Annotated in this window: 14 protein-coding genes; 11 read left to right on the top strand and 3 right to left on the bottom strand. The window is 72.0% G+C overall.

From position 1 onward, the window contains the following. Positions 1 to 89: 89 nt before the first annotated feature. Both ACFW9Z_RS06755 and ACFW9Z_RS06750 read left to right on the top strand, forming a co-directional pair. A complete protein-coding gene (locus ACFW9Z_RS06755; protein ID WP_384635379.1) occupies positions 90 to 1,652 on the top strand; it encodes an MFS transporter in 1,563 nt (520 codons plus the stop codon). A 200-nt stretch (positions 1,653 to 1,852) separates the two neighbouring features. Continuing rightward, positions 1,853 to 2,308, top strand: a complete 456-nt coding sequence (locus tag ACFW9Z_RS06750) for a tellurite resistance TerB family protein (RefSeq protein WP_093687643.1) — start codon at positions 1,853 to 1,855, stop codon at positions 2,306 to 2,308. 29 nt (positions 2,309 to 2,337) lie between these two features. On the opposite strand, the gene ACFW9Z_RS06745 is transcribed toward ACFW9Z_RS06750, so the two are convergent. Next, positions 2,338 to 3,411, bottom strand: a complete 1,074-nt coding sequence (locus tag ACFW9Z_RS06745) for a PucR family transcriptional regulator (RefSeq protein ID WP_384635375.1) — start codon at positions 3,409 to 3,411, stop codon at positions 2,338 to 2,340. Between the two features lie 478 nt (positions 3,412 to 3,889). Here ACFW9Z_RS06745 and ACFW9Z_RS06740 point away from each other — a divergent pair, with 478 nt between their 5' ends. The 4 genes from ACFW9Z_RS06740 (at position 3,890) to ACFW9Z_RS06725 (ending at position 14,920) form a co-directional block, all read left to right on the top strand. After that, positions 3,890 to 4,570, top strand: a complete 681-nt coding sequence (locus ACFW9Z_RS06740) for a hypothetical protein (RefSeq protein ID WP_384635373.1) — start codon at positions 3,890 to 3,892, stop codon at positions 4,568 to 4,570. 527 nt (positions 4,571 to 5,097) lie between these two features. Beyond that, the gene (locus tag ACFW9Z_RS06735; protein WP_384635370.1) at positions 5,098 to 7,353 is read left to right on the top strand and encodes a flotillin family protein; all 2,256 of its coding nucleotides are present in this window, start codon (positions 5,098 to 5,100) and stop codon (positions 7,351 to 7,353) included. A 394-nt stretch (positions 7,354 to 7,747) separates the two neighbouring features. Further along, complete coding sequence (locus ACFW9Z_RS06730) at positions 7,748 to 12,868, top strand: DNA repair ATPase (RefSeq protein ID WP_384635367.1); 5,121 nt, start codon at positions 7,748 to 7,750, stop codon at positions 12,866 to 12,868. Positions 12,869 to 12,898: 30 nt separating this feature from the next. After that, the gene (locus ACFW9Z_RS06725; RefSeq protein WP_384635365.1) at positions 12,899 to 14,920 is read left to right on the top strand and encodes an NAD-binding protein; all 2,022 of its coding nucleotides are present in this window, start codon (positions 12,899 to 12,901) and stop codon (positions 14,918 to 14,920) included. A gap of 54 nt (positions 14,921 to 14,974) precedes the next feature. Here the strand turns inward: ACFW9Z_RS06725 and trpS are convergent, their stop codons facing one another. Continuing rightward, positions 14,975 to 16,042 carry a tryptophan--tRNA ligase gene (gene trpS / locus ACFW9Z_RS06720; protein ID WP_384635362.1) on the bottom strand — a complete coding sequence of 356 codons (1,068 nt, stop codon included), beginning with the start codon at positions 16,040 to 16,042 and terminating at the stop codon, positions 14,975 to 14,977. A 270-nt stretch (positions 16,043 to 16,312) separates the two neighbouring features. Further along, positions 16,313 to 16,477, bottom strand: a complete 165-nt coding sequence (locus tag ACFW9Z_RS06715) for a DUF6126 family protein (protein ID WP_384635359.1) — start codon at positions 16,475 to 16,477, stop codon at positions 16,313 to 16,315. A gap of 153 nt (positions 16,478 to 16,630) precedes the next feature. Here ACFW9Z_RS06715 and ACFW9Z_RS06710 point away from each other — a divergent pair, with 153 nt between their 5' ends. The 5 genes from ACFW9Z_RS06710 to ACFW9Z_RS06690 all read left to right on the top strand — a co-directional run bounded on the left by ACFW9Z_RS06710 (position 16,631) and on the right by ACFW9Z_RS06690 (position 24,442). After that, positions 16,631 to 18,511 carry an alkyl/aryl-sulfatase gene (locus tag ACFW9Z_RS06710; protein WP_384635356.1) on the top strand — a complete coding sequence of 627 codons (1,881 nt, stop codon included), beginning with the start codon at positions 16,631 to 16,633 and terminating at the stop codon, positions 18,509 to 18,511. A gap of 142 nt (positions 18,512 to 18,653) precedes the next feature. After that, positions 18,654 to 19,745, top strand: a complete 1,092-nt coding sequence (locus tag ACFW9Z_RS06705) for an LLM class flavin-dependent oxidoreductase (protein WP_384635353.1) — start codon at positions 18,654 to 18,656, stop codon at positions 19,743 to 19,745. Positions 19,746 to 19,750: 5 nt separating this feature from the next. Beyond that, a complete protein-coding gene (locus tag ACFW9Z_RS06700) occupies positions 19,751 to 20,410 on the top strand; it encodes an FMN reductase (protein WP_384635350.1) in 660 nt (219 codons plus the stop codon). An 83-nt stretch (positions 20,411 to 20,493) separates the two neighbouring features. Next, complete coding sequence (locus ACFW9Z_RS06695) at positions 20,494 to 20,916, top strand: universal stress protein (protein ID WP_384635347.1); 423 nt, start codon at positions 20,494 to 20,496, stop codon at positions 20,914 to 20,916. A 169-nt stretch (positions 20,917 to 21,085) separates the two neighbouring features. Continuing rightward, positions 21,086 to 24,442 (top strand): ATP-binding protein, encoded by a 3,357-nt coding sequence (locus ACFW9Z_RS06690; RefSeq protein WP_384635344.1) that lies wholly within the window; start codon positions 21,086 to 21,088, stop codon positions 24,440 to 24,442. The last annotated feature ends 187 nt before the right edge of the window (positions 24,443 to 24,629 follow it).

Raw genomic sequence — 24,629 nt, 5'->3', positions numbered from 1 at the left:
CTCCAGGTCAGCCCTTACTTATCGAAAGCCCACAACCTACGGTTAGCCCGGTCGGGCCGCACGGGCCCGGAGAGGGGATGGTGGGGATCGTGGTGTCCACGGACGTGAACGGGCGGGCCGGGGCGCGGGAATGGGTCGGGCTGGCGGCGCTGGCGCTGCCCGCGATGCTCGTGATCATGGACATGAGCGTGCTGCACCTGGCGCTCCCGACGCTCAGCCAGGACCTCTCGCCCTCGGGGTCCCAACTGCTGTGGATCACCGATGTGTACGGCTTCGTCATCGCCGGTTCGATGATCACGATGGGCACTCTGGGCGACCGCATCGGCCGGCGCCGGATGCTGCTGATCGGCGCCGTGGCGTTCACCCTCGCCTCGTTGCTCGCCGCCTACGCGCCGACCGCCGGGGCGCTCATCGCGGCCCGCGCCCTCCTCGGACTGGCCGGGGCCGTCCTGGGGCCGTCCACGTTGTCCCTGATCAGCGCGATGTTCCAGGACGCGGGGCAGCGGGCCTTCGCCATCACGGTGTGGATGACCAGCTTCATGCTCGGCGGGGCGGTCGGGCCGCTGGTCGGCGGGGTGCTGCTGGAGTTCTTCTGGTGGGGGTCGGTCTTCCTCGTGGCCGTACCCGTCATGGTCTTCCTGCTGGTGGCCGGGCCGCTGGTACTGCCGGAGGTGCGCAACCCCGAGGCCGGACGGCTGGACGTGACCAGCGCGGCCCTGTCGTTGGCCGGAATCCTGCTGGTCGTGCTCGGGGTCAAGGAGTTCGCGGAGGGCGGGTCCGGGTGGGTCGCCGTGTCCGCCCTGGGGGCGGGACTGGTGAGCGGATACCTCTTTGTCGCCCGGCAGCGTCGGCTCACCGACCCGCTGCTCGACCTGAGGCTCTTCGCCGACCGCGGGTTCAGCGTCTCGCTCGGCACCCTCACGCTGACCGTGGTGTTCATGCTGGGCAGTCAGTTCCTCATCTCCCAGTACATCCAGATGGTGGTGGGCCTGGACCCGCTGGACTCCGCCATGTGGAGCCTGCCGATGGTCCTCGGCGGCACGCTCGCCATGTTCATCGCCCAGGCGGTCGCGGGGCGGGTCGGCAAGGCCGCCGTCTTCGGAGCCGGTCTCACGGTCGCCGCCATCGGGTTCGCGGTGCTGTCCCGGCTCGACGGAACGTCAGGAATCGGCCATGTCGTGGTGGGCTCAACACTGTTGTTCATCGGGCTGATGCCGGTGTCGTCCCTGGGCATCGGGATGATCGTCGACGCGGCGCCGCCCGAGCAGGCGGGTTCGGCCGCCGCGGCCGGGGAGACGACCCAGGAACTCGGCGGGGCCCTCGGCATCGCCCTCCTCGGCAGCATCCTCAACTTCGCCTACCACCGACGGATGGTGGAGGCCGTGCCCGACGGCGTACCGGACTCCTCCCGCGCCGCCGTCACCGACACCCTTCCCGGCGCCCTCGAAACGGCCGCGGGCCTGCCCGGCAGCATCGGCTCCGCCCTGGTCGGCACCGCCCGGGAAGCCTTCGCCGAAGGGGTCGCGCTGATCGCTCTCGGTGCCGTACCCGTCCTCCTCGCCCTGGCGGTCACCGCCACCGTCCTGCTGCGGAAGGTGGGCGGGGAGGGGCAACCAGGGCAGGTGTCCGTGTCGGAGCCCGGGCCCTCCTGAAGCGCGAGTAACCGGACCCGGTGCTGCCGGGCTCCCCACTCCGCACACCGCCGATCGCCAACTCCCCCTGGCCACACCGCCGGACAGCCCCGCGCCCGGAGCCGCGAATCCGGGGCGGGGGGCCACCGTCCCTGCTAGCTTCTACACGTCTGTAGAGTTTTCTTTTGTTCCGGCATTGCACCGCAACGTATGGAGATGTCATGGCCCTGTGGGATCGGATCAAGGAATCCGCTTCGTCTATGCAGACGCAGCTGGAGGCGAAGAAGAACGACCTGAAGTCCGGGGCGTTCCGGGACGCGAGCATGGCCATGTGCGCTCTGGTCGCCGCCGCCGACGGCTCGATCGACGCGTCCGAGCGTCAGCGCGTCGCCGCGCTGATCGCCAACAACGACGTCCTGAAGAACTTCCCCGCCGACGACCTTCAGCGGCGGTTCAACGACTACCTGAACAAGCTCACCGCCGACTTCGACTTCGGCAAGGTCAGCGTGCTCCAGGAGATCGCCAAGGCGAAGAAGAAGCCCGCCGAGGCGCGTGCCGTCATCCAGATCGGCATCATCATCGGCGGCGCCGACGGCGACTTCGACAAGACGGAGCAGGCCGTCGTGCGGGAGGCGTGTTTCGCGCTGGACCTGCCGCCGCACGAGTTCGACCTCTAGGCGTACGCGTCACGGGCCGGCCGGGAGCCTCACAGCTCCTTGGCCGGCCAGTCCAGCAAGCGGGCGCCGATCACCGCCGTCTGCAGGCTGTAGCGGTGCATCGGGTCCGCCGGGTCGGAGCCCGTGAGCTGGTGGATGCGTTCCAGGCGGTACGTCAGCGCCCGTACGCTCAGCGCCAGGCGACGGGCCGTCTCGGCCGCCACGCACCCTGCGTCGAAGTAGACCGCGAGCGTCTTCAGCAGCGGTTCGGCGCCGCCCCGCGCCTTCTGGAGCGGGCCCAGCTCGCTGCGGACCAGATCCGCCATCGCCTGCCGGTCCCGGGTCAGCACCGGGTAGACCAGGAGGTCGGAGGCGTACAGCACCGGGTCCTCCATCCCCATCCGGTCGGCGAGATCCAGGGCTTCCAGCGCCTCGTCGTAGGAGTGCACCACCCCGCCCGGGCCCTTGTGCGGGCGGCCGACCGCGACCTGGCCGCCGTCCGTCGCCGCGTGCGACTGCTTGGCGAAGTAGCGCAGAACGTCGGGCTGGCTGCCGGGCGCGATGCAGACGATCCGCCCGTCCTTCGTCGTCAGCAGGATCTTGCGCCCGCTGAACCGGGTCAGCAGCGCCGCCTCCACACTCCGCGGCACCGCGTCCGTCTCCGTGTACGCCTCCGGGCCCACCGCCACCGCGACCGCGTGCGCCCTCGAAAGCCGCAGGCCGAAGCGGGTGGCCCGCTCCGCGAGGTGGACCAAGTCGCTCCGCCCGTAGAGGAGATCGTCGATGAACTCCCGGCGCGCCGCCTCCTCCCGCCGGACCGTCAGGCGCTGCGCGCGCTCGAAGCCTTCCGCGAACGCGTCGACCGCCTGCTCCACCGCGGCCAGCACCGCGTCCGCCGTGGCAGGGCTGTTTCCGGCAGCCGCGCGTGGCCAGGCCTCCCGCGTCTGCGCCAGGTGCATCGTCACCAGCGCGCGCAGTTGGTGCCCCGCGTCGGCCGCTTCCCGGCCCAACGCCCGGCGCATCTCCAGCTCGTTACGCGTCAGACGGCGGCCCGTAGTGGCGACTTCGCCCAGAATGTGGGCATAGTTGCCCAGTATTTCCTCGGGAATCTTCGGCTCTGCCACGCACACTCCTTCAACCTTGCAACAGTCCTGTCATTTCACCAACGCACACCGGGTGGTGCCGGTGCCCGGCATTAGGAAAGCGTAAAGATTGCCGGAGTCCGGCAATGCGGTGGGTGGGGTCCGGATGACAGGATCAGGTCAGCAACACAACGGGGGAACACACGGGGGAGCACGGGGGACACGGGGAAAACAGGGGCCTTCCTGGACGATCCACGGGGGATTCACGGGGGATTCGGGGATCCGACGGGGGCACCTGAGGGGAACGACCCGGTTGCTGCGGCATGGTTCGCAGTGCCGCAGCGCCGGGCCCCGCCACCACCACCGGCCCAGCCCCATGACCTCCTTACGGTCGCCGGTCGTACGGTATGCAGTCGTACGGTATGTACCGGCCGGGTGATCCGCTCACGACTCCCCCGGCCGTCGGAAATCGCGCCCCGCCACCGGGCCGGCGCGCAGAACAGCAGAGGGGGTGGGACCGATGGACGAGTTCCTGAACGCGGCGCTCGGCTTCCCCGCCGTCATCTTCGGCGCGGCACTCGTGGTCGTCGTCTGCTTCTGGCTGCTCGTGCTGGCCGGTGCCGCCGATCAGCACTCCTTCGACTCGGACCTCGACTCCGGCACGGTCGGCTTCGGCGGTGTACCGGTCACGGTCTCCGTATCGCTGCTCGTCGTCGTCGCCTGGTTCGGCAGCCTGAGCGGCACGGTGCTGCTGCATCAGATCGGCGCCGCCGGGGCCACCCGCGCCGTGCTCGCCGTCGCCGTACTGATCGGCTCGCTGCTCCTCGCCTGGGGGGCCGTCCGCCTTCTCGCACACCTCTTCCGCCGGTACTTCCCGGCGGAACCTCCGCCATCGCGCAAGGACTTCGTCGGGCGCGTGTGCACCATCCGCACCGGCTCCGTCAGCGCCGTCTTCGGTCAGGCCGAGGTCGCCGCCGCCGACGGCTCGACGGCCATCGTCCAGGTCCGCCAGGCCCCCCGGGTCGCACAGCTCGCCGAACTGCACGCCGAGGAGCGCCTCGTCTCGGGCAGTACGGGACTCCTCTACGCGTACGACGAAGAGGGCGAGTTCTTCTGGGTGTCGCCGTACGACGCGGCCCTCGACCCGGGTCCGAAGGCGAAACCGGGCGAGCTGGGGCTGCCGGAGGCCACGAGCGGCTGACCCGGCGGGGTGCCTGCCCGGGTCGGGGCCCGTGCCCGGGTCTGGGTCCGCCTCCGGTCGGGTCCGCCTCCGGTCGAGGTCTCTGTCCGGCCGGGGCGTGTGCCCCTCGGGACTGGCCCCGGGCCGGTGGACGCCGTCGGTCCGTCGCGGTCCGTCGCCGGTGCGGTGGGCTGCTGTCCGTCGAAGGGCGGGGGCGGGCCGGCGGGTGGTGTGGCACCCGTCAGCCGACCAGGCTCTGGGCGGACAGTCGGTCGGCCAGTCAGCCGGTCGGTGGTCGGTCAGCCGGTCAGCGTTGCTCGGCGGGATCGGTGCCGGGGCCGGGGGCGGTGCGGGTCTCTTCGAAGGGGCTGTACGGCGGACTCTGCGGGGTCCTCCGTAGGGGCCCCGGGACAGGGACCGCGCGAGACCCTCTTCGCCCGCTGACGCGCGTCCTTCTTCTGTTCGCCTTTTCGCCCTCCTCCCTTCCGCCCACTTCTTTCTTCTTCGCCTCTCCTCACTTCCGTACTCTCCAGCCGCCAAGGACTCTTATGGATGCCATCTCCTTGGGCATCGGCGTACTCATCGCCGTTGTCCTGCTCATCGTCATCGCCATCGCCTTCGTCGTCACCCGGCTGTTCCACAAGGTCGAGCAGGGCAAGGCGCTGATCATCTCCAAGACCAAGAAGGTCGACGTCACCTTCACCGGTGCCGTCGTCCTGCCCGTGCTCCACAAGGCCGAGACGATGGACATCTCGGTGAAGACGATCGAGATCCGCCGCGCCGGGCGCGAAGGGCTCATCTGCCAGGACAACATCCGCGCCGACATCCAGATCACCTTCTTCGTCCGGGTCAACAAGACCGTCGAGGACGTCATCAAGGTCGCCCAGGCCATCGGTACGGGCCGGGCCAGCGACAAGGACGCCATCCAGCAGTTCTTCTCCGCGAAGTTCTCCGAGGCCCTCAAGACCGTCGGCAAGCAGCTCGACTTCGTCGACCTGTACACCAAGCGCGAGGAGTTCCGGGACCGGATCATCCAGGTCATCGGGACCGACCTGAACGGCTACCACCTCGACGACGCCGCGATCGACTTCCTTGAGCAGACCCCGATGTCGCAGCTCGACGGCGCCAACATCCTCGACGCCCAGGGCATCCGGAAGATCACCGAACTGACGGCGATCGAGCACGTGCGCACCAACGAGTTCCAGCGCACCGAGCAGAAGGAGATCACCCGGCAGGACGTCGACGCCCGCGAGACCATCCTGGAGCTGGAGCGCAGGCAGGCCGAGGCGGAGATCAAGCAGCGCCGCGAGGTCGAGGTCATGCGCGCCCGCGAGGAGGCGGCCACCGCCCGGGTGCAGGAGGAGGAGCGCCTCGGCGCGCAGACCGCGTTCATCAAGACCGAGGAGCAGCTCGGCATCCAGCGCGAGAACCAGGCGCGGGAGATCGCCGTCGCGCAGAAGAACCGTGAGCGCGTCCTCGCCGTCGAGAGCGAGCGCATCGAGAAGGACCGGATGCTGGAGGTCATCGGGCGCGAGCGCGAGACCGAGCTGAACCGGATCGCCGCCACCAAGGAGGTCGAGGCCGAGCGCCGCGAGGTCGCCGACGTCATCCGGGAGCGGATCGCGGTGGACCGTACGGTCGCCGAGCAGGAGGAGTCGATCCTGACCCTGCGCGCCGTCGAGGACGCCGAGCGGGCCCGTAAGTCGATCATCATCGCCGCCGAGGCGGAGGCGCAGGAGAAGCTGGTCAAGGACATCAAGGCGGCCGAGGCCGCGGAGGCCGCCTCCGCGCACCTGGCGGCCGAGCAGCTCACGCTCGCCGAGGCGCGGCTCAAGACCGCCGACCTCGACGCCCAGGCCAAGCTGCGGCTCGCGGAGGGTGTGCAGGCCGAGACGGCCGCGCCCGGTCTCGCCGCCGTACAGGTCCGGGAGGCCGAGGCGGACGTCACCGAGAAGGCCGGTCTCGCGGAGGCCGAGGCCACGACCGCGCGGCTCAAGGCGGAGGCCGAGGGCGCACGGCTCAAGGCACTCGCCGTGGCCGAGGGCACGCAAGCCCAGGCAACGGCGGACGCGGCGGTCATCGGCGAGAAGCTGAAGGCCGAGGCCGAGGGCGCGCGGCTCAAGGCGCTCGCCGTGGCCGAGGGCACGCAGGCGCAGGCGACGGCGGACGCGGCCGTCATCGGCGAGAAGCTCCAGGCTGAGGCCGCGGGGCTCGGCCGGCGGCTGGCGGCGGAGGCCGCGGGCCTCACGGAGAAGGCGGCCGCGATGGCGGCGCTGGACGAGGCCTCGCGCGGGCACGAGGAGTACCGCCTGCGGCTCGACGCGGAGAAGGAAGTCCGGCTGGCCGGTCTCGAAGTGCAGCGACAGGTTGCCGAGGCGCAGGCGACGGTCCTGGCCACGGGGCTGGAAAACGCCGACATCGACATCGTCGGCGGCGACTCGGTCTTCTTCGACCGGCTCGTCTCGTCGATCTCGCTCGGCAAGGCGGTGGACGGGTTCGTCGACAACTCGAAGACCGCGCAGACGCTGGCGGGGCCGTGGCTGGACGGTTCGTCGTCCTTCACCGATGACCTCAGCCGGGTGCTGGGGTCGGTCTCCACGGGTGATGTGCAGAATCTGACGGTGTCGGCGCTGCTGATGCGGCTGATGGGGTCGTCCGGTGCGGCCTCGGGGCAGGTCGAGCAGTTGCTGGCCGCGGCGGAGAGGCTGGGGCTGGCGGATCTGCCGGTGTCTTCGGTGGTGGGTACGAAGGTTGCTCCCGCAGGGGATGTGGTGGCCCACAACGGGGCCGGGGCCGTGGGGTAGGGCCTCCGCCACCAGCCCGTCCGGCGTTTGAGGGCGGAGCCCTTGGCGGCCCCGGGGCCGGTTCGGCTGTGTGCGTCCCACGGGGGTGGGCGCACCAGGCCTGACCTGCCCGTCGGGGGGCGGGACCGACCGGTCCGGGGTTCCGTCCTCGAACGCCGGACCGGCTGGATTTCGGGCTCGTCCCCGCACGTCAGGAGTGGGCCCACCGGCCCGAAGGTTCCGTCCTCAAACGCCGGACGGGCTGAATAGGTGCCGGACCGCTGAATAGGTGCCGGACGGGCTGTACAAGTGCCGGACCAGCAGGATCGGTGCCGGAGCAAGTCGGTCGGGGTGCCCCACGGGGGTGGGCGCCCCGGGCGGCCGGAAGAGACGAAACACGTAGGGAGCCGTACGCATGGACAGCGACATCACCGCCACCACCACCGCCACCGCGCCGCAGGACAGGCAGGGCGGGGAGGGCGATGTGGATGCCGGTGCCTACGAGGTGCTGCGGCGGCGGCTCTCCGCGCAGGCCGGGGAGCTCGTGCGGCGGGCCGAGGCGCTCAACGTGCGGCGGACCGAGGAGTTCGGCTCGACCGAGCTGCGGCTCCTGGCCACCGAGCAGGTCCGCACCGAGCACGCCTCCGTGCCCCGCGACCTCATCGCCATCGGCGGGCAGTTGCTCTTCGGCTTCGAGCGGGGGCCGGGGGCCCGGGGTGAGGCCGGGGTCGACGACGTACTCCTCGTACGGGATGCCGAAGAGGGCGACGACACCGACCCGCCGCCCCACACCACCCTCCTTGACGACGAGGGCTTCCGGCGCGAGTTCTCCTCGCTCCACCGCTACTTCCGCGATGCCCGCCTCCTGCGCCTGCGCCGCGTCAACGGCAAGCTGCTGGCCGTCTTCCGTACGGGTGAGAACGCCGAGGACATCCGCGTCCTGCGCTGGGCCCTCGGCGCGGACGGGTCGCCCGGGGCCTTCCTCGACGCGCAGGGCGAGCGCGACCATGTCTTCCCGCCCTCGCACGACTTCGACTGGACCGTCGCCGGGCGCGACGCACATGTTCCGGGGCGTCACCCGCACATCGCCATCGGCAAGGGCGGCGGGCTTTTCGTCGACACGCTCGGCGGGACGCTCACCGTCAAGGTCACCGACGACACCGAGTCGCCGGACGGGATCTACGAGGAGCCCGTCGACGAGCCGTTGCAGTCGCTGGCCGACGCCGATGTCGAGTACGCGGAGGTCGGACCGCTGGTCCTGCTGCGCGTGCGGCCGTACAAGGAGAAGAGTTGGCGGTATCTCGTCTTCAACTCGCTGCTCTCCAGCGTCCAGCGGCTCGACGGTATCGGTCCCGCCTGCCACCGGCTCCCGGAGGACCAGGGGATCATCTTCCCCGGCGGCTACTACCTGACCACCGGAACCGCCAAGACCTTTGACACGGCGGAGGAGTTGACCGAGCCGGTCTTCGAGGGCGCGGTGCGCTCGCCCAACGGGGAGGACGTGCTGTACGTCTTCCGCTCCCGTGACGGTGTGCGGAGTCTCCTCCTTCCCTACAACCTGATCCGCCAGGAGGTCGCCACCCCGCTCACCGGACGTGGCCACGCCCTCCTGGAGGACGGCACGTTGATCCTGCTCCGGGACAACCCGGACGGCCCGGGCGTTCCGGCGCGGGTGCACCCGTTGCAGCGCTGGCAGACGCCGTACGTCTCCGACACCTACGCCGCCGCCCGCCCGGCCGGGACCGGGCCGCTCGCCCGGACCGGCAACGCCGACCTCGTACGCGGGATCTCCGACTGCCTCGCCCTGGCCCACGGCGTACGGGACATGACGCCGACGACCGCCGTGTACGGGCAGCTCGCCGCCGACTGCGCCCGCGCCCAGGACCGGTACCACTGGCTCTCCGATCCCGAACTGGGCGCACTGGCCAAGCCGTTGGGGGAGCTGCGGACCACCGCACAGCAGGTGCTGTCCGAGTTCACCGCCGTACAGGAGCTGACTCAGCGGGCCGGTGAGGCGCTGGAGGAGACCACCGCACGCATCACCGCGCTGGTGCGGCGGGTGCGCGGGGAGGTGCCGGGGTCGGCCGCCGCGTGGGTGGAGCGGCTGACCGAACTGCGGCAGGCGCACGGGCACTTGGCGACGATCGGTGAGATGCGGTACGCCGATGCCGAGCGGATCGCGGAGCTGTCGGCCCGGACCGAGGACGACATCGCCTCCGCCGCTCAGCGGGCCGTGTCGTTCCTCGCCCGGGAGGACGCCTTCGACGGGTATCACGAGGACATCGCCGGGCTCGTCGAGGACGCGGGTGCGCTCGCGACTGTCCGGGACGCCTCCGCCGTGACCGACCGGCTGGCCGCGATGACGGACGGACTCGCCACCGTCACGGATGTGGTGGCCGGTCTTGAGATCGGTGACGCGACTGTCCGTACGTCGATCCTGGAGCGGATCGCGGAGGTGCTGGGCGGCGCCAACCGGGCCCGCGCCACGCTGGAGGCGCGGCGGCGGGAGCTGCTGTCGAAGGAGGGGCGGGCCGAGTTCGCCGCCGAGTTCGCGCTGCTCGGACAGGCGGTGACGGGGGCGCTGGCCGCCGCCGATTCACCGGAGGCGTGTGACGACCAACTCGCGCGGCTGCTGCTCCAGTTGGAGAACCTGGAGTCGCGGTTCGCGGAGTTCGACGACTTCCTCGCGGAGCTGGCCGAGCGCCGGAGCGAGGTGTACGACGCGTTCTCGGCCCGTAAGCAGACGCTCCAGGACGAGCGGGCGCGGCGGGCCGAGCGGCTGGCCGGGTCGGCTCAGCGGGTGCTGGAGACCATCGGCCGACGTGTGGCCGCGCTCGCGGACCTGGACGCCGTCCACACGTACTTCGCCTCCGACCCGATGGTCGCCAAGGTTCGGCGGACCGCCGACGAGTTGCGCGAACTGGGCGATCCCGTACGGGCGGAGGAGCTGGACGGGCGGCTGAAGGCGGCCCGTCAGGAGGCCGGGCGGGCGCTGCGGGACCGCAGCGAGCTGTACGCGGACGGCGGCTCCGTCATCAAGCTGGGGCGGCACCGGTTCGCCGTCAACACCCAGCCGTTCGACCTGACCCTGGTGCCTGCCGGGGAGCGCCTGGCCTTCGCGCTGACCGGGACCGACTACCGGGCCCCGGTCACCGACCCGGCCTTCGAGGCGACCCGCCCGTACTGGGAGCAGCCGCTGCCCTCGGAGTCGGCGGCCGTCTACCGCGGCGAGTACCTGGCCGCCCGGCTTCTGGAGGAGCGGGGCGCCGGGCACCTCGCCGCCCTGGCCGCTGACGAACTGGCTCTGCTCGTACGGGAGTCGGCGGCGGAATCGTACGACGAGGGGTACACCCGGGGCGTCCACGACGAGGACGCCACCGCCATCCTGCGCGCCCTGCTGCGCCTGCACGCGGACGCGGGGCTGCTGCGCCACGAGCCCGCCGTCCGGGCCGCCGCCCAACTCTTCTGGGCGTACGGGACCGGGGAAGAGCTGCGCACCTCCTGGACCCGGCGGGCCGTCTCGCTGGCCCGCGCCCGCGACACGTTCGGGCTGGCCCCGGCCATCGCGGTGCTCCAGGAGGAGTGGGCGGCGGAGATCAGCGGCTTCAACGGTGACGTGCGGGCCGACGCCGTATCCGCTTACCTCTTCGAGGAGTTGACCAGCGGGCCCGCCGGGTTCGTCGTGGGCGCCACGATCCGCTCCTTCCTGGACGCCTTCCACCGGGCCGCCGGGCCGGGCGCGTACGCGGACGACCTCGCCGCCCTCGGGGACGACCTGGCCGCCCGGAAGCAGCTCGTGGAGGGCTGGCTGACCCCGTACGCGGAGGCCTCCGGCGCCGCCCCCACGGAGGGCGACCTGGCGGAGGCCGTGGCGGTGGAGCTCTGCCCGGAGCTGGAGCGGTACGGGTGCGACGCGCCGCTCACGGAGCGGGTGGACGGCCTCCTCGGGGACCACCCGCGCATCGGGAGCGGCGGAGCCCTCACCGTACGGATCGATGAACTCCTGGCCCGTACAGGCGAGTTCCGCACCCGGACCGTGCCCGCCTTCCGGGCCTACCAGCGGCTGCGCACCTCCCTGGTGAACGCCGAGCGCGGGCGGCTGCGGCTGGACGACCACCGGCCGCGCGTGATGTCGGCGTTCGTCCGCAACCGGCTGCTGGACGAGGTGTACCTGCCGCTGATCGGCGACAGCCTCGCCAAGCAGCTCGGCACCGCCGACGCCGACCGGCGCACCGACTCGCAGGGCCTCCTCCTGCTCGTCTCGCCGCCCGGCTACGGCAAGACGACGCTGATGGAGTACGTCGCGGACCGGCTCGGGATGGTCCTGGTCAAGATCAGCGGGCCGAACCTGGGGCACGATGTCACCTCGCTCGACCCCGCCCAGGCACCCAGCGCGACCGCCCGGCAGGAGATCGAGAAGATCAACTTCGCGCTGGAGGCGGGCAACAACACGCTGCTGTATCTGGACGACATCCAGCACACCTCGCCCGAACTCCTGCAGAAATTCATCCCGTTGTGCGATGCCACCCGCCGCATCGAGGGCGTACGGGACGGTGAGCCGCGCAGCTACGACCTGCGGGGGAAGCGGTTCGCGGTCTGCATGGCGGGCAACCCGTACACGGAGTCCGGCGAGCAGTTCCGCATCCCGGACATGCTGGCCAACCGGGCCGACGTGTGGAACCTCGGTGAGGTGCTGAGCGGGCGCGAGGACGTCTTCGCGCTGAGCTTTGTGGAGAACGCGCTGACCGCCAACCCGGTCCTCGCCCCGCTCGCCGCCCGCTCGCGCGACGACCTGGCGCTGCTGGTGCGGCTGGCCGGTGGCAGCGATCCGGCGGCCCGTGCCGAGCACCTGGAACACCCGTACTCGGCAGCCGAGTTGGATGCCATCCTCGCCGTACTGCGCCATCTGCTCACCGCCCGGGACACCGTCCTCGCGGTGAACGCGGCGTACATCGCCTCCGCCGCGCAGACGGACGCGACGCGCACGGAGCCGCCGTTCCGGCTGCAGGGTTCGTACCGCAACATGAACAAGATCGCGGAGCGGATCGTGCCCGTCATGAACGACGCCGAGCTCTCCGCCGTCGTCGACGACCACTACGCGGGCGAGGCCCAGACGCTCACCACGGGCGCCGAGGCCAACCTGCTGAAGCTGGCCGCCCTGCGGGGCACACTCACCACCGAGCAGGCCGGGCGATGGGCGGCGATCACCTCGTCCTACGTCCGCACGCAGGCGCTCGGCGGGCCGGACGGCGACCCGATGACCCGGGCCGTGGCCGCGCTCGGGCTGCTCGCGGACCGGATCGCGGCGGTGGAGACGGCGATCCAGCGGGCGGCGGATCCGCGCCATCTGCTGGCGGGGCCGCCGCGTCACCCAAGTGCCGCGAACCCGGCCGCCGTACCGGCAGCACCGCCGAACCACCAAGGGGCCGCGCACCCTGCCCCCGTACCGGCAGCACCGGAGAATCAGCCACTGGGCGAACAGAACCGGCCGGTCCACCCGAACCACCGTGCGAAGATCACAAACACTCCACACTGATCGGGAAGACCGAGCCGGAAGGATGACGGCATGCTGGGTTTCGTGTCCCCACTTCCTCAGCAGCCAGGACGCCCGCAGCCAGGGCGTCCGCCGTCCACCGGCCACATGATCGTCTGCGGCGACGACGCGCTGGCTCGCCGACTCGCCGTGGAGCTCCGCTTCGTCTACGGGGAACGGGTCACCCTGCTCCTCCCGCCCGGCCGCGACGCCAACAGCCCGGAGACACCGCTGACCCAACGGGGGCGCGCGGCGGCCCTGTTCGGCCGGATGTCGGCGGCGATGAACCGGACGGCGGGGAACGGGAACGGCTCTACGGGCGGGGGGAGCAGCGACACCAACGCCGGAGTCGAGGCCGTCCGGATCATGGAGGCGCCCGAGCCCTCCGACGACGTACTGGAGGAGGCGGGCGTCGACCGGGCGGCCGCCCTCGCGCTCGTCTACGACGACGACGAACGCAACATCCGCGCCGCCCTCACCGCCCGCCGCCTCAACCCCCGTCTACGGCTGGTGATCCGGCTCTACAACCGCAAACTCGGGCTCCACCTGGAGGAGTTGCTCGACCAGGCGGCGGCCGTCGCCATGCCCGGCATCGACCCGGCGACGCTCGACGCCTCCACCACCGTCCTCTCCGACGCCGACACCGCGGCCCCCGCACTCGCCGCCACCGCGCTCACCGGCAGCAGCAAGGTCATCCAGGCCGAGGGGCTGCTCCTGCGCGCCGCCGAACGCCCGCCGCCGGGGGAGGGAGAGACCGCCGACCCGGGGCTCTGCACCCTCGCCCTGCTCTCCTCCACCACCAACGACCCGGCGGGCGCGGAGGGTTCGGACAGCAGCGGCGACGAGGGGCCCGAACTCCTGCCGGACGACCGGTCCGTGGCCGCCGCGACCGGGCGCGGGACCGTCGTCCTGGAGGCGATCAGCCGCGCCGACCCGGACCGCCCCGCGACCCGGATGGGGGGCAGGGGAGCCCCGCTCGCCCAGGTCTTCTCCCGTCGGCTGCGCTGGTCGGCCCTGGGGTTCGTGCTGGCGGCGGTCGCCCTGGTGATCGTCTCGGTGCTCACCACCGAGGACACCCTGCTGCACTCCGCCTACCTCATCCTGCTCGACCTGCTGAGCATGAACGACCCGTCGGAGGACGGCTCGACGGCCCGGAAGATCATCCAGATCTTCTCCGGTGTCGCCGGAATCCTCCTGCTCCCGCTGCTGATCGCCGCCGTCCTGGAGGCGTTCGGCACCCTGCGCACCGCCTCCTCGCTGCGCCGCCCGCCGCGCGGTCTGTCGGGCCACGTAGTGCTGCTGGGGCTCGGCAAGATCGGTACGCGTGTCCTCGTACGCCTCCGTGAACTCGACATCCCCGTGGTCGTCGTGGAGGAGGACCCCGAGGCGCGGGGCATCCCGCTGGCCCGCTCCATGCACGTACCGACCGTCCTCGGTGACGTCACCCAGGAGGGCGTCCTCGAAGCCGCCAAGATCCGCCGCGCCCACGCCCTCCTCGCGCTCACCAGCATCGACACGACGAACCTGGAGGCGACGCTGTACGCGCGGTCGGTGAAGCCGGACCTGAGGGTGGCGCTGCGGCTGTACGACGACGAGTTCGCCACCGCCGTCTACCGCACCCTGCGCACCGCGCACCCCCAGGCCCTGACCCGCTCCCGGTCCGTCTCCCACCTCGCCGCGCCCTCCTTCGCGGTCGCCATGATGGGCCGCCAGATCCTGGGCGCGGTCCCGGTCGAGCGGAAGGTGATGCTCTTCGCGGCCCTGGAGGTGGGGGGCCATCCGCAGTTGGAGGGGCGCACGGTGGAGCAGGCGTTCCGGGCGGGCGCGTGGCGGGTCCTGGCCATCGACGCGACCCCGCCCGCCGACCGCAACCCGGACCTCGCGGCGCTGCCCCCGTACCCCCCGGACGGCGGCACTCCGCCGCCCTCCGGCCTGGTCTGGGACCTGCATCCCGGGTACGTACTGCGGGCCCAGGACCGGGTGGTGATCGCGGCCACCCGGCGGGGGCTGGCGGAGCTGCTGCGCCGACAGCGGACGGTGCTGCCGAGGCAGTAAGTCTTGTAGGTCCCGTAGCTCCTGCGGGGCTTGCGAGGGCCTTTTTGGGAGTGCCTACCGGATCGTGCCCATCGCCTCCCGCACCTCGTCCAGCGTGGCCTCCGCGAGCGCGTTCGCGCGCTCATTGCCCGCGCGCAGGACGGACCGTACGTACGTGAGGTCCGCCGCGTACTCCGCCCGCCGGGCCCGGAAGGGGGCCAGGTGGCTGTTGACCGCGTCGGTCACCGTCCGCTTGAGAGCAGCCGCGCCGCCGTCGCCGATCTCCGCCGCGACCTCGTGCGGGTCCCGCTCCAGGCAGAGGGCGGCCAGCAGGACGAGGGAGGAGACGCCGGGGCGGGTGTCGGGGTCGTAGGTGATGTGCCGGTCGGCGTCCGTGGTCGCGCCCTTGATCAGGCGGGCCGTCTCGTCGGCGGTGGCGCCGAGCGGGATCGAGTTGGCGCGGCTCTTGCTCATCTTGGTGCCGTCGGTGCCGAGGAGCAGGGGGGCGGCGGAGAGCAGGGCGTCCGGTTCCGGGAAGACGTTCCCGTACCGCTCGTTGAAGCGGCGGGCGACCGTCCGGGTGATTTCGAGGTGGGGCAGCTGGTCCTGGCCCACGGGGACCACGTTGCCCTTGCAGAAGAGGATGTCGGCCGCCTGGTGGACCGGGTAGGTGTACATCAGCCCGCTCACCGCCGACTGCCGGGAGTGCGCGATCTCGTCCTTCACCGTGGGGTTGCGGCCCAGCTCCGCGACGGAGACGAGGCTGAGGAAGGGCAGCAGGAGCTGGTTGAGCGCGGGGACGGCGCTGTGGGTGAAGACGGTGGACCGGGCGGGGTCGATACCGAGGGCCAGATAGTCCAGGAGCAGCCCGTCGGTGTACTCCTGGAGCCGCTCGGCGGTGTCCCGGTCGGTGAGGACCTGGTAGTCGGCGATCAGGACGAAGACCTCCACGCCGAGGTCCTGGAGGCGGACCCGGTTGCGCAGGGTGCCGAAGTAGTGGCCGAGGTGGAGGGGGCCGGTGGGGCGGTCGCCGGTGAGGACCCGGAAGCGGCCGGGGTCCTGGGCGATGAGGTGCTCCAGCTCGGCGCTGCGGAGTTCGGCGGGGGCCGTGGGCCGGGTGGGGGTGACGGTGGTGATGGTCATGGCGGGGTCTCCTCGCGGGGGTGGTGGGTGCGTGGAGGACGGCCCGAGCGGTGGGGGGCTGCCGGTGAGGGCTACCTGTGGGGGCTGCGAAGCCCCCGTCCCCGTACATCGTGCCTATAAGAAGGCAGCGAAAAAGGGCCGTCCATGATGAACGGCCCTGAGTTCCGTGCAGACAGTCGCTGCGGCCGCTCCCTAGGAGGAGCGCCACCAGTTTCGGCACGGTACGGAGGTCATGCGGTCAGTGTAGCGGCCATGGGTTCTGCGCGGCGGCTATTTGTCCGCGTGCCCGCCTACGTAGAAGAGGATCCAGATGAAGCCCGCGAAGAGGTGCGTGGCGAAGACGTAGACGAAGACGCGCAGGGCGACGCCCCGCGCCTTCCAGCTCTCGCTGTCACTGCCGCTCTCGCTGCCGCTGCCGCTGTCCTTCGCGCTCATGGTCCCCGCCTCTCTCGCTCACTGCTGTTTCCGCGCCCGTCACTTCTGTACCTGTGCGGGCGGCGGCCCCAACAGCGTACGCCGGGCCCGGACCGGCACCGGAGGAATGTGACGACATGCACCATTGACCCCCTTCCGCTCTACTGAGCTTTCATGAGCACCCTCCCGTTCGACGACACGACCGACTTCACGAACGCCGACCGCGGTTTCGTCACCGCGCTCGACCCCGCCGTGATCACCGCGGCCGACGGCCGGGTGGTCTGGGACAACGACGGCTACGCCTTCCTCGACGCGGAGTGCCCCGGCACCGCCCACCCCAGCCTCTGGCGGCAGGCCCAGCTCTGTGCCCGGCAGGGGCTGTACGAGGTCACCGAGGGCATCTACCAGGTGCGCGGGCTCGACCTGTCGAACATGACCCTGGTCGAGGGCGAGCGCGGGGTCGTCGTCATCGATCCGCTGATCTCGGCCGAGACGGCCGCCGCCGCGCTGGCGCTCTACCGGGGCCACCGCGGCGACCGGCCCGTCACGACGCTGATCTACACCCACTCGCACGGCGACCACTTCGGCGGCGCGCGCGGGGTGCTGCCCCCGGGCACGGAAGAGGGCGTTCCGGTCCTCGCGCCCGCCGGGTTCCTGGAGCACGCCGTCAGCGAGAACGTCTACGCGGGCAACGCCATGACGCGACGGGCCATGTACATGTACGGCGACAGCCTGCCGAAGGCCCCCGACGGACAGATCGGCGCCGGGCTCGGCATGACCACCTCCACCGGCACGCTGACGCTGATCCCGCCGACCGTGGACATCACGCACACGGGCCAGGAGGAGGTGCTCGACGGCGTACGGATCGTCTTCCAGCTCACCCCGGGCACCGAGGCTCCGGCCGAGATGAACTTCCTCTTCCCGGACCACCGCGCGCTCTGCCTGGCCGAGAACGCCACGCACAACATGCACAACATCGTGACCCTGCGCGGGGCCGTCGTCCGGGACGCGCGCATCTGGTCGCGCTATCTGGACGAGGCCATCGAGCTGTTCGGCGACGCGACGGACGTCGCCTTCGCGTCACACCACTGGCCCACCTGGGGCCGGGGGAACGTGACGGAGTTCCTCGCCACCCAGCGCGACCTGTACGCGTACCTCCATGACCAGACCCTGCGCCTGCTCAACGCCGGACTGACCGGGCCCGAGATCGCGGAGGTGGTCGAGCTGCCGCCCGCGCTGGAGAAGTGCTGGCATGTACGCGGCTACTACGGATCGCTCAGTCACAACGTCAAGGCGGTCTACCAGCGCTATCTGGGCTGGTTCGACGGCAACCCGGCGCATCTGTGGGAGCACCCGCCGGTGGAGTCGGCCGTCCGGTACGTCGACTGCATGGGAGGCGCCGACGCCGTGATCGCGAAGGCGCGCGAGTACGCCGGGGCGGGCGATCTGCGGTTCGCCGCGACCCTGCTGAACCACGCCGTCTTCGCCGACGCCTCGAACGCGGCGGCCCGCGCGGAGCTGGCCGGGGTCTACCGCAAGCTGGGCCACGGCGCGGAGAACGGGCCCTGGCGCAACTTCTACCTGATGGGTGCCAAGGAGCTGGACGAGGGCGCGGGCACCGTCGCGCTGGACCCGGCGAACCCCGAGCTGGCGATGGCGCTGACCGTGGAGCAGCTCATCGACTCGCTCGCCGTACGGGTCGACGGGCCGCGCGCCTGGGACAAGGAGCTGGTGATCGATCTCGTGATCACCGATGCGTCCCCGTCTCCGTCTCCATTCCCGTCTCCGTCCCCGTCTCCGTCTCCGTCTTCGTCTTCGTCACGGCACCGGCTCACGCTGCGCAACGGGGCCCTGACCCACCGCACGGCCGGCCCGGGGGCCGGATCCTGGGCCCCGGCGGGGCTGACCCTCACCCTCACCAAGCCGCAGCTGCTCTCCGTCCTGGCGGGCGAGGGGCTGGCCGGGATCGAGCAGAGCGGGGACGCCTCCCTGCTCGGTGAGCTCGTCGCCGTACTCGCGGAACCGGACACATCGTTCCCGATCGTGACGCCGTGAGCGGTGAAGTTGCTGGTCAGGGTGGCGGCTGAGGCGGGGAATAGGTGCCGGGGGTGACCCGTTGTAAGGTGTAGTTCAACGTTCAACCAATTGCCCCGCAAGGGCTACACCGACCACGCGGACCACTCAGGAGGCGGGCGCCATGCAGTTCGGGATCTTCACCGTCGGAGACGTCACCACCGACCCGACCACCGGCCGGACGCCGACCGAGAACGAGCGGATCAAGGCGACCCTGGCCATCGCGCAGAAGGCCGAGGAGGTCGGCCTGGACGTCTTCGCGACCGGCGAGCACCACAACCCGCCGTTCGTCCCGTCCTCCCCGACGACGACCCTCGGCTACATCGCGGCCCGCACCGAGAACCTGATCCTGTCCACGTCCACCACCCTGATCACCACCAACGACCCGGTGAAGATCGCCGAGGACTACGCCACCCTCCAGCACCTCGCGGACGGCCGTGTCGACCTGATGATGGGCCGGGGCAACACCGGGCCGGTCTACCCGTGGTTCGGCAAGGACATCCGCCAGGGCATCCCGATGGCCATCGAGAACTACGCCCTGCTGCACCGGCTGTGGCGCGAGGACGTCGTGGACTGGGAGGGCAAGTTCCGTACGCCGCTCCAGTCGTTCACCGCCACCCCGCGTCCGCTGGACGGGGTCCCCCCGTTCGTCTGGCACGGCTCCATCCGCTCCCCGGAGATCGCGGAACAGGCCGCCTACTACGGTGACGGGTTCTTCCACAACAACATCTTCTGGCCCATGGAGCACACGAAGAAAATGGTGTCCCTCTATAGGCGCCGTTACGCCCACTACGGTCACGGCACCGCCGAACAGGCCATCGTCGGGCTCGGCGGCCAGGTGTTCATGCGGAAGAACTCGCAGGACGCGGTACGGGAGTTCCGCCCGTACTTCGACAACGCGCCGGTCTACGGCCACGGCCCGTCGCTGGAGGACTTCACCCGCGAGACCCCGCTGACCGTGGGCTCCCCGCAGGAGGTCATCGAGCGGACGCTGACGTTCCGGGACGCGGTCGGCGACTACCAGCGGCAGCTCTTCCTGATGGACCACGCGGGGCTCCCACTGAAGACGGTCCTGGAGCAGCTCGACATCCTCGGCGAGGAGGTCGTGCCCGTGCTGCGCAAGGAGTTCGCCAACCTGCGACCGGCCGGAGTGCCGGAATCCGCACCCGTCCACCCGGCGGTCACCGCCGCCCGTGCCGCTCGAAAGGAGAGCTGACCTCCATGTTCGCCACCACCCCCCTGCGCATCGTGGCCGTCTCGGCCGGGCTCGGCCAGCCGTCCTCCACCCGGCTGCTGGCCGACCGGCTGGCCACCGCCGCCCGCGAGCGCCTCGCGGCCGAGCAGGACCGGAACGTCGAGGTCCAGGTCATCGAGCTCCGCGACCTCGCCGTGGACATCGCCCACCACCTGGTCAGCGGCTTCCCGCCGGCCGCGCTGCGGGAGGCGATCGACGCGGTGACGGAGGCGGACGGGCTGATCGCCGTGACGCCGGTGTTCACCGCCTCGTACAGCGGTCTGTTCAAGTCCTTCTTCGACCTGATCGACAACACCGCGCTGACCGGCAAGCCCGTCGTGATCGCCGCGACGGGCGGCACGGCCCGCCACTCGCTGGTCCTGGAGCACGCGCTGCGGCCGCTCTTCGCCTACCTGCGGGCCGTCACCGTACCGACGTCCGTCTACGCCGCGTCCGAGGACTGGGGCTCCTCCGGTGACGAGTACACCGAGGGGCTGCCGTCCCGCATCCGGCGCGCGGGCGGCGAGCTGGCCTCGGCGGTGCTGGGCCGCACGGTCTCCGGGGCCTCCCGAGCGCCCGGCCCGGACGACGGGGAGGACGCGGTCGTCCCCTTCGCCCAGCAGCTCGCGGACCTGCGGCTGGACTGAGCCGGTCCGATTGTCCGTTTGATTACAGTGAGACCGGATGCTGTAACGCATCTGTTCCGAGCCGGACCGAGCTGGAGGCAGATATGGGCAGGATCGTCGTGGGCGTTGACGGGTCCGATCCTTCGATCAAGGCACTGCACTGGGCCGTACGACAGGCCGAGCTGACCGGTGACACCGTGGAGGCCGTGAACAGCTGGGAGTACCCCGCGACCAGCTGGGCCTCGATGATGCCGGGCCTGCCGGAGGACTTCGACCCGCAGGCGCTGGCCGCCGTCTCGCTGAACGAGGCGCTGGAGGAGGCCCTCGGCGCCGAAGGAGCGGCCGCGGTCAGCAAGATCGTGGTCATCGGCAACCCCGCCCAGACCCTGCTGGACCGGGCCAGGGGCGCCAACCTGCTCGTCGTGGGCGCGCGCGGCCGCAGCGGTTTCAAGGCGACCCTGCTCGGCTCGGTCAGCCTCCATGTCACGCAGCACGCGCCCTGCCCGGTGACGGTGGTACGCGGCTGAGGGGGTGGCCTCGCTCGGTGAGCCGGGGTCCTGCGCTCAGTGAGCCGGGGTCCTGCGCTCAGTGAGCCGGGGTCCTTCGCACCGTGAGCCGGGGCCCCTCGCTCCGGGCGTCGGCCGATGGCCGGCAAAAGCGGGGGCCGTTGTCAGTGGGGCCTCCTATCGTGTGGTCATGACCCCTGCTCTGTTCGGGCGCGACCATCCCGCAGGCGTCCTCCGCTCGGAGATCGTCCGGGCCACGGACAGCCACGGCGGCCTCGTGCTGGTGACGGGCGAGGCCGGGATCGGGAAGACCACGCTCGTCACCGACGCGGCGCACGAGGCACGGCGGCGCGGGGCCCTGGTGGTCGGCGGTTCCTGCTGGGACTCCGACAGCACCCCCGGCTACTGGCCCTGGGTGCAGGTGCTGCGCGGCCTGCGCCGCTCCGCCTCGGCGGCGGAGTGGGCGGCGGCCCAGGAGGCGTCGGACGGACGGCTCGGCATCCTGCTCGGCGACCCCGGGAGCGGCGGCGCGGGCTCCGGCCCGGAAGGCGCCGACGGTACGGACGCGGGGCCCGGCGCGGACGGCGCGGAGGCGTTCGGTCTGTACGACGCGGTGACCACCGCCCTCGTCACCGTCTCCCAGGGACGCCCGCTGGTGGTGGTCCTGGACGACCTCCACAGCGCCGACCCGGCCTCGCTCCGGCTGCTCGAATTCGCCGCCCAGCACGCCTGGTTCGAGCGGCTGCTGCTGATCGGCACCTACCGGGACGTCGAGGTGGAGGCCACCGGCCACCCGCTCCAGCAGCTCATCCTCCCCCTCGTCTCGCGCGCCTCGGCCACGCTCACGCTGACCGGTCTCGACCGCGACCAGGTGGGGGCGCTGATGGCCGTGACCACGGGCCGCGAGCCCGCACCGCACCTGGTGGACGAGGTCCACCGGCGTACCGGCGGCAACCCGTTCTTCGTCGAGCAGACGGCCCGGCTCTGGCACAGCGGCAGCCCCGTGTCCACCATCCCGCCGGGGGTGCGGGAGGCGGTCCGGCAGCGGCTGAGCCTGCTGCCCGAGGCGGTCGTCTCGCTGCTGACCACCGCCGCCGTGCTGGGCCGGGAGTTCCGCCGACAGGTGCTGGCCGCGGTGCACGGCTCACCGGTCCCGCAGGTGGAGCGGCTGTTGGAGTCGGCGATCGTCGCGCGGGTCGTGGTCCCGCGCCCCTCCGGGAGTTACGCGTTCGCCCACGACCTGCTGCGCGAGACGCTGTACGCCTCCCTGGGCGACGCCGACACCCGCCGCCGCCACGCCGATGCCGTACGGGCGCTGGAGGCGCACGGCGGCCTCGACGACGCGGTGCGGCCCGGGAGCCTCGCCCGCCACGCCCATCTGGCCGGGGCCGAGCTGGATCGCGGCCGCCGGATCGACCTGCTGCTCGCGGCCGCCGAGGACGCCTCGGGGCGGCTGGCCGACGAGGAGGCCATCGGCCACTACCGCCGGGCCCTCGCGGTGGCGTCGGGGGAGGAGGGCCCGGAGTCGGCCGGGGAGCCGGGCGGCGCTTCGGCGCAGGGCACCTCGGCGCAGGCCGTGCCGCCCCCCGATCACCGTCGGACCGTGCTGATCTGCCTCGACCTGGGCGAACAACTGCGGTACGCCGGGGAGACGGCCGAGGGGAACCGCCTGCTGGACCGGGCGGTGAATCTGGCGCGGGAGCTGGACGAGCCCGAGCTGATGGCCCGGGTGGCGATCACCCTGTACCGACAGCGTGTCCTGGGCGACGGTGGCCCGTTCGCGGTGACGTTCCTGGGCGAGGTCCATCGCAGGGTCACCGGGAAGGACGGGCAGGACAGCCTCTCCGCCGACCGGCTCGCACAGGAGCTGGCCATCCACATCATGGCGCTGGCCCGCAGCGGCTCGGACGACGAGGCCCTCGCCTTCGCCCTCTGGGCGCGCCACGACTCCGTATGGGGACTCGGCTCGGCGGTGGAACGGCTGGGGCTGACCGACGAGATGGCCGTCATCGGCCGGCGCGTCCGGAACCTGGACATGGAGCTGCACGCCACCTCCATGCGGTGGGTCGCCCTGCTGGAGCTGGGCGACCCGGCCTTCATCGACCAGTACCACCTCTTCATCCGGGCCGCCGAGAGCTCGGAGCTCCCCCGGTTCGTCCAGGCGATCGTCGTCGACAGCAGCCTGATCGCTTCCCTCCAGGGCCGGTTCGCCGAAGCGGCGGAGGCTCTCCAGGACGAGTCCCTGGAGGGCAACGACCACGAGTCGTTCAGCTTCATGGCAGGCCATCTGCGCTGGTCCCTGCACCTGCTCCGGGGGCACTACGCGGAGGCCGAGAAGGCCCTCGCCACGCTGCCGGGCAACCGGCATCCGCACCCCGGGCTGCTGGAGGCGCTCACCGCCGTGGAACAGGGCGACGCGGCCCCCGCGCTGCGCCTGATCGCCGAGCAGTCGGACCGCCCCGCTCCCTACTCCCGCGCGTTCATGCCGCTCTGGCTCCGGCTGCTGGCCCAGACGGCCGCGGCCACCGGCGACCGGCGGCTGATCACCCGCGCGGAGGACGAGCTCACCCCCTACACGGGCCAGTGGGTCGTCTCGCTGTACGGGTGCGACATCGGCGGCCCCGTCGACCTCTGGCTCGGGATGCTCGCCGCCGCCCGTGACGACCTGGACACGGCGGTGGCCACCCTCACCGAGGCCGCCGCCTCCGCCGCCCGCCTCGGCGCCCGCCCCTGGGCCGTACGCTCCCGACTGCGCCTGGCCCGCGCCCTGCTCGCCCGCGCGGAGCCGGGCGACGCGGACCGGGCCCGCCAACTCCTGTCCGAAGGGGAGCGCGAGGCGGCCGGACTGGGTCTGCACCACCTGGCCTCCGAAGCGGCCGCCCTCCGCACACCCGGGCCGCCTGCGGATCACGGGGTCACCGCTCCGGAGCCCGCGCCCCCTGCCGCCCCCGGCACCGGCCCCGCCGCCCCGGTCGTCACCGGCTCCGCCCCCGCCCCGGCCGCCGCCGAGTTCCGTCGCGACGGGCCGGTGTGGCAGTTGCGCTGGGGCGGGCGGACCGTGCACGTCCCGGACGCCAAGGGGCTGCGGGACCTGCACAGCCTGCTGGGGCTGCCCGGGGCCGACGTCCCGGCCGTGGAGCTGCTCGCCCCCGAGGGCGGCAGCGTGGTCGTGGCCGCCGGGCAGTTGGGCGGCGACCCGGTGCTCGACGAGGAGGCCAAGCGCCGGTACAAGGAGCACCTGGCCCGGCTGGACGCCGAGATAGACCGCGCGGCGGCACGGGACGACACCCGGCAGGTCGAGGCGTACGACCGGGAACGGCAGGCCCTCCTCGACCAGTTGCGCACGGCGGCGGGGCTCGGCGGCCGGACCCGCCGCCTGGGCGACCAGACCGAGCGGGCCCGCAAGACGGTCACCGCCCGCATCCGCGACACCCTGCGCAAGCTGGACTCCCTCCACCCCGAACTGGCGGCGCACCTGCGGGAGTCCGTGACGACGGGCACCACCTGCGCCTACCGCCCCGACCACACTCCGGAGTGGCGGCTGTGAACCCGTAACGCCCGTACGGCGGCCCGCAACGCAGCGGGCCGCCCCCCCCCCCCCCGGCGGGCCGCCAGCCCCCCTGGGTGGGGTGGCCCCTCCGCCCCTCCGCCCCCCCCGCCCCCCACCCCCCGCCCCCCCGACCCGGTGGCGGGCTTGGACGCGGCGTTCACGGTGAAGGTCCCGCGCACGTCGT

This window comes from Streptomyces sp. NPDC059452, from assembly GCF_042750035.1.
In the GTDB taxonomy this organism is placed as follows: Bacteria; Actinomycetota; Actinomycetes; order Streptomycetales; family Streptomycetaceae; genus Streptomyces.
The sequence above is the reverse complement of the archived record's forward strand: the minus strand, read 5'-3'. Positions and strand labels throughout refer to the sequence as shown.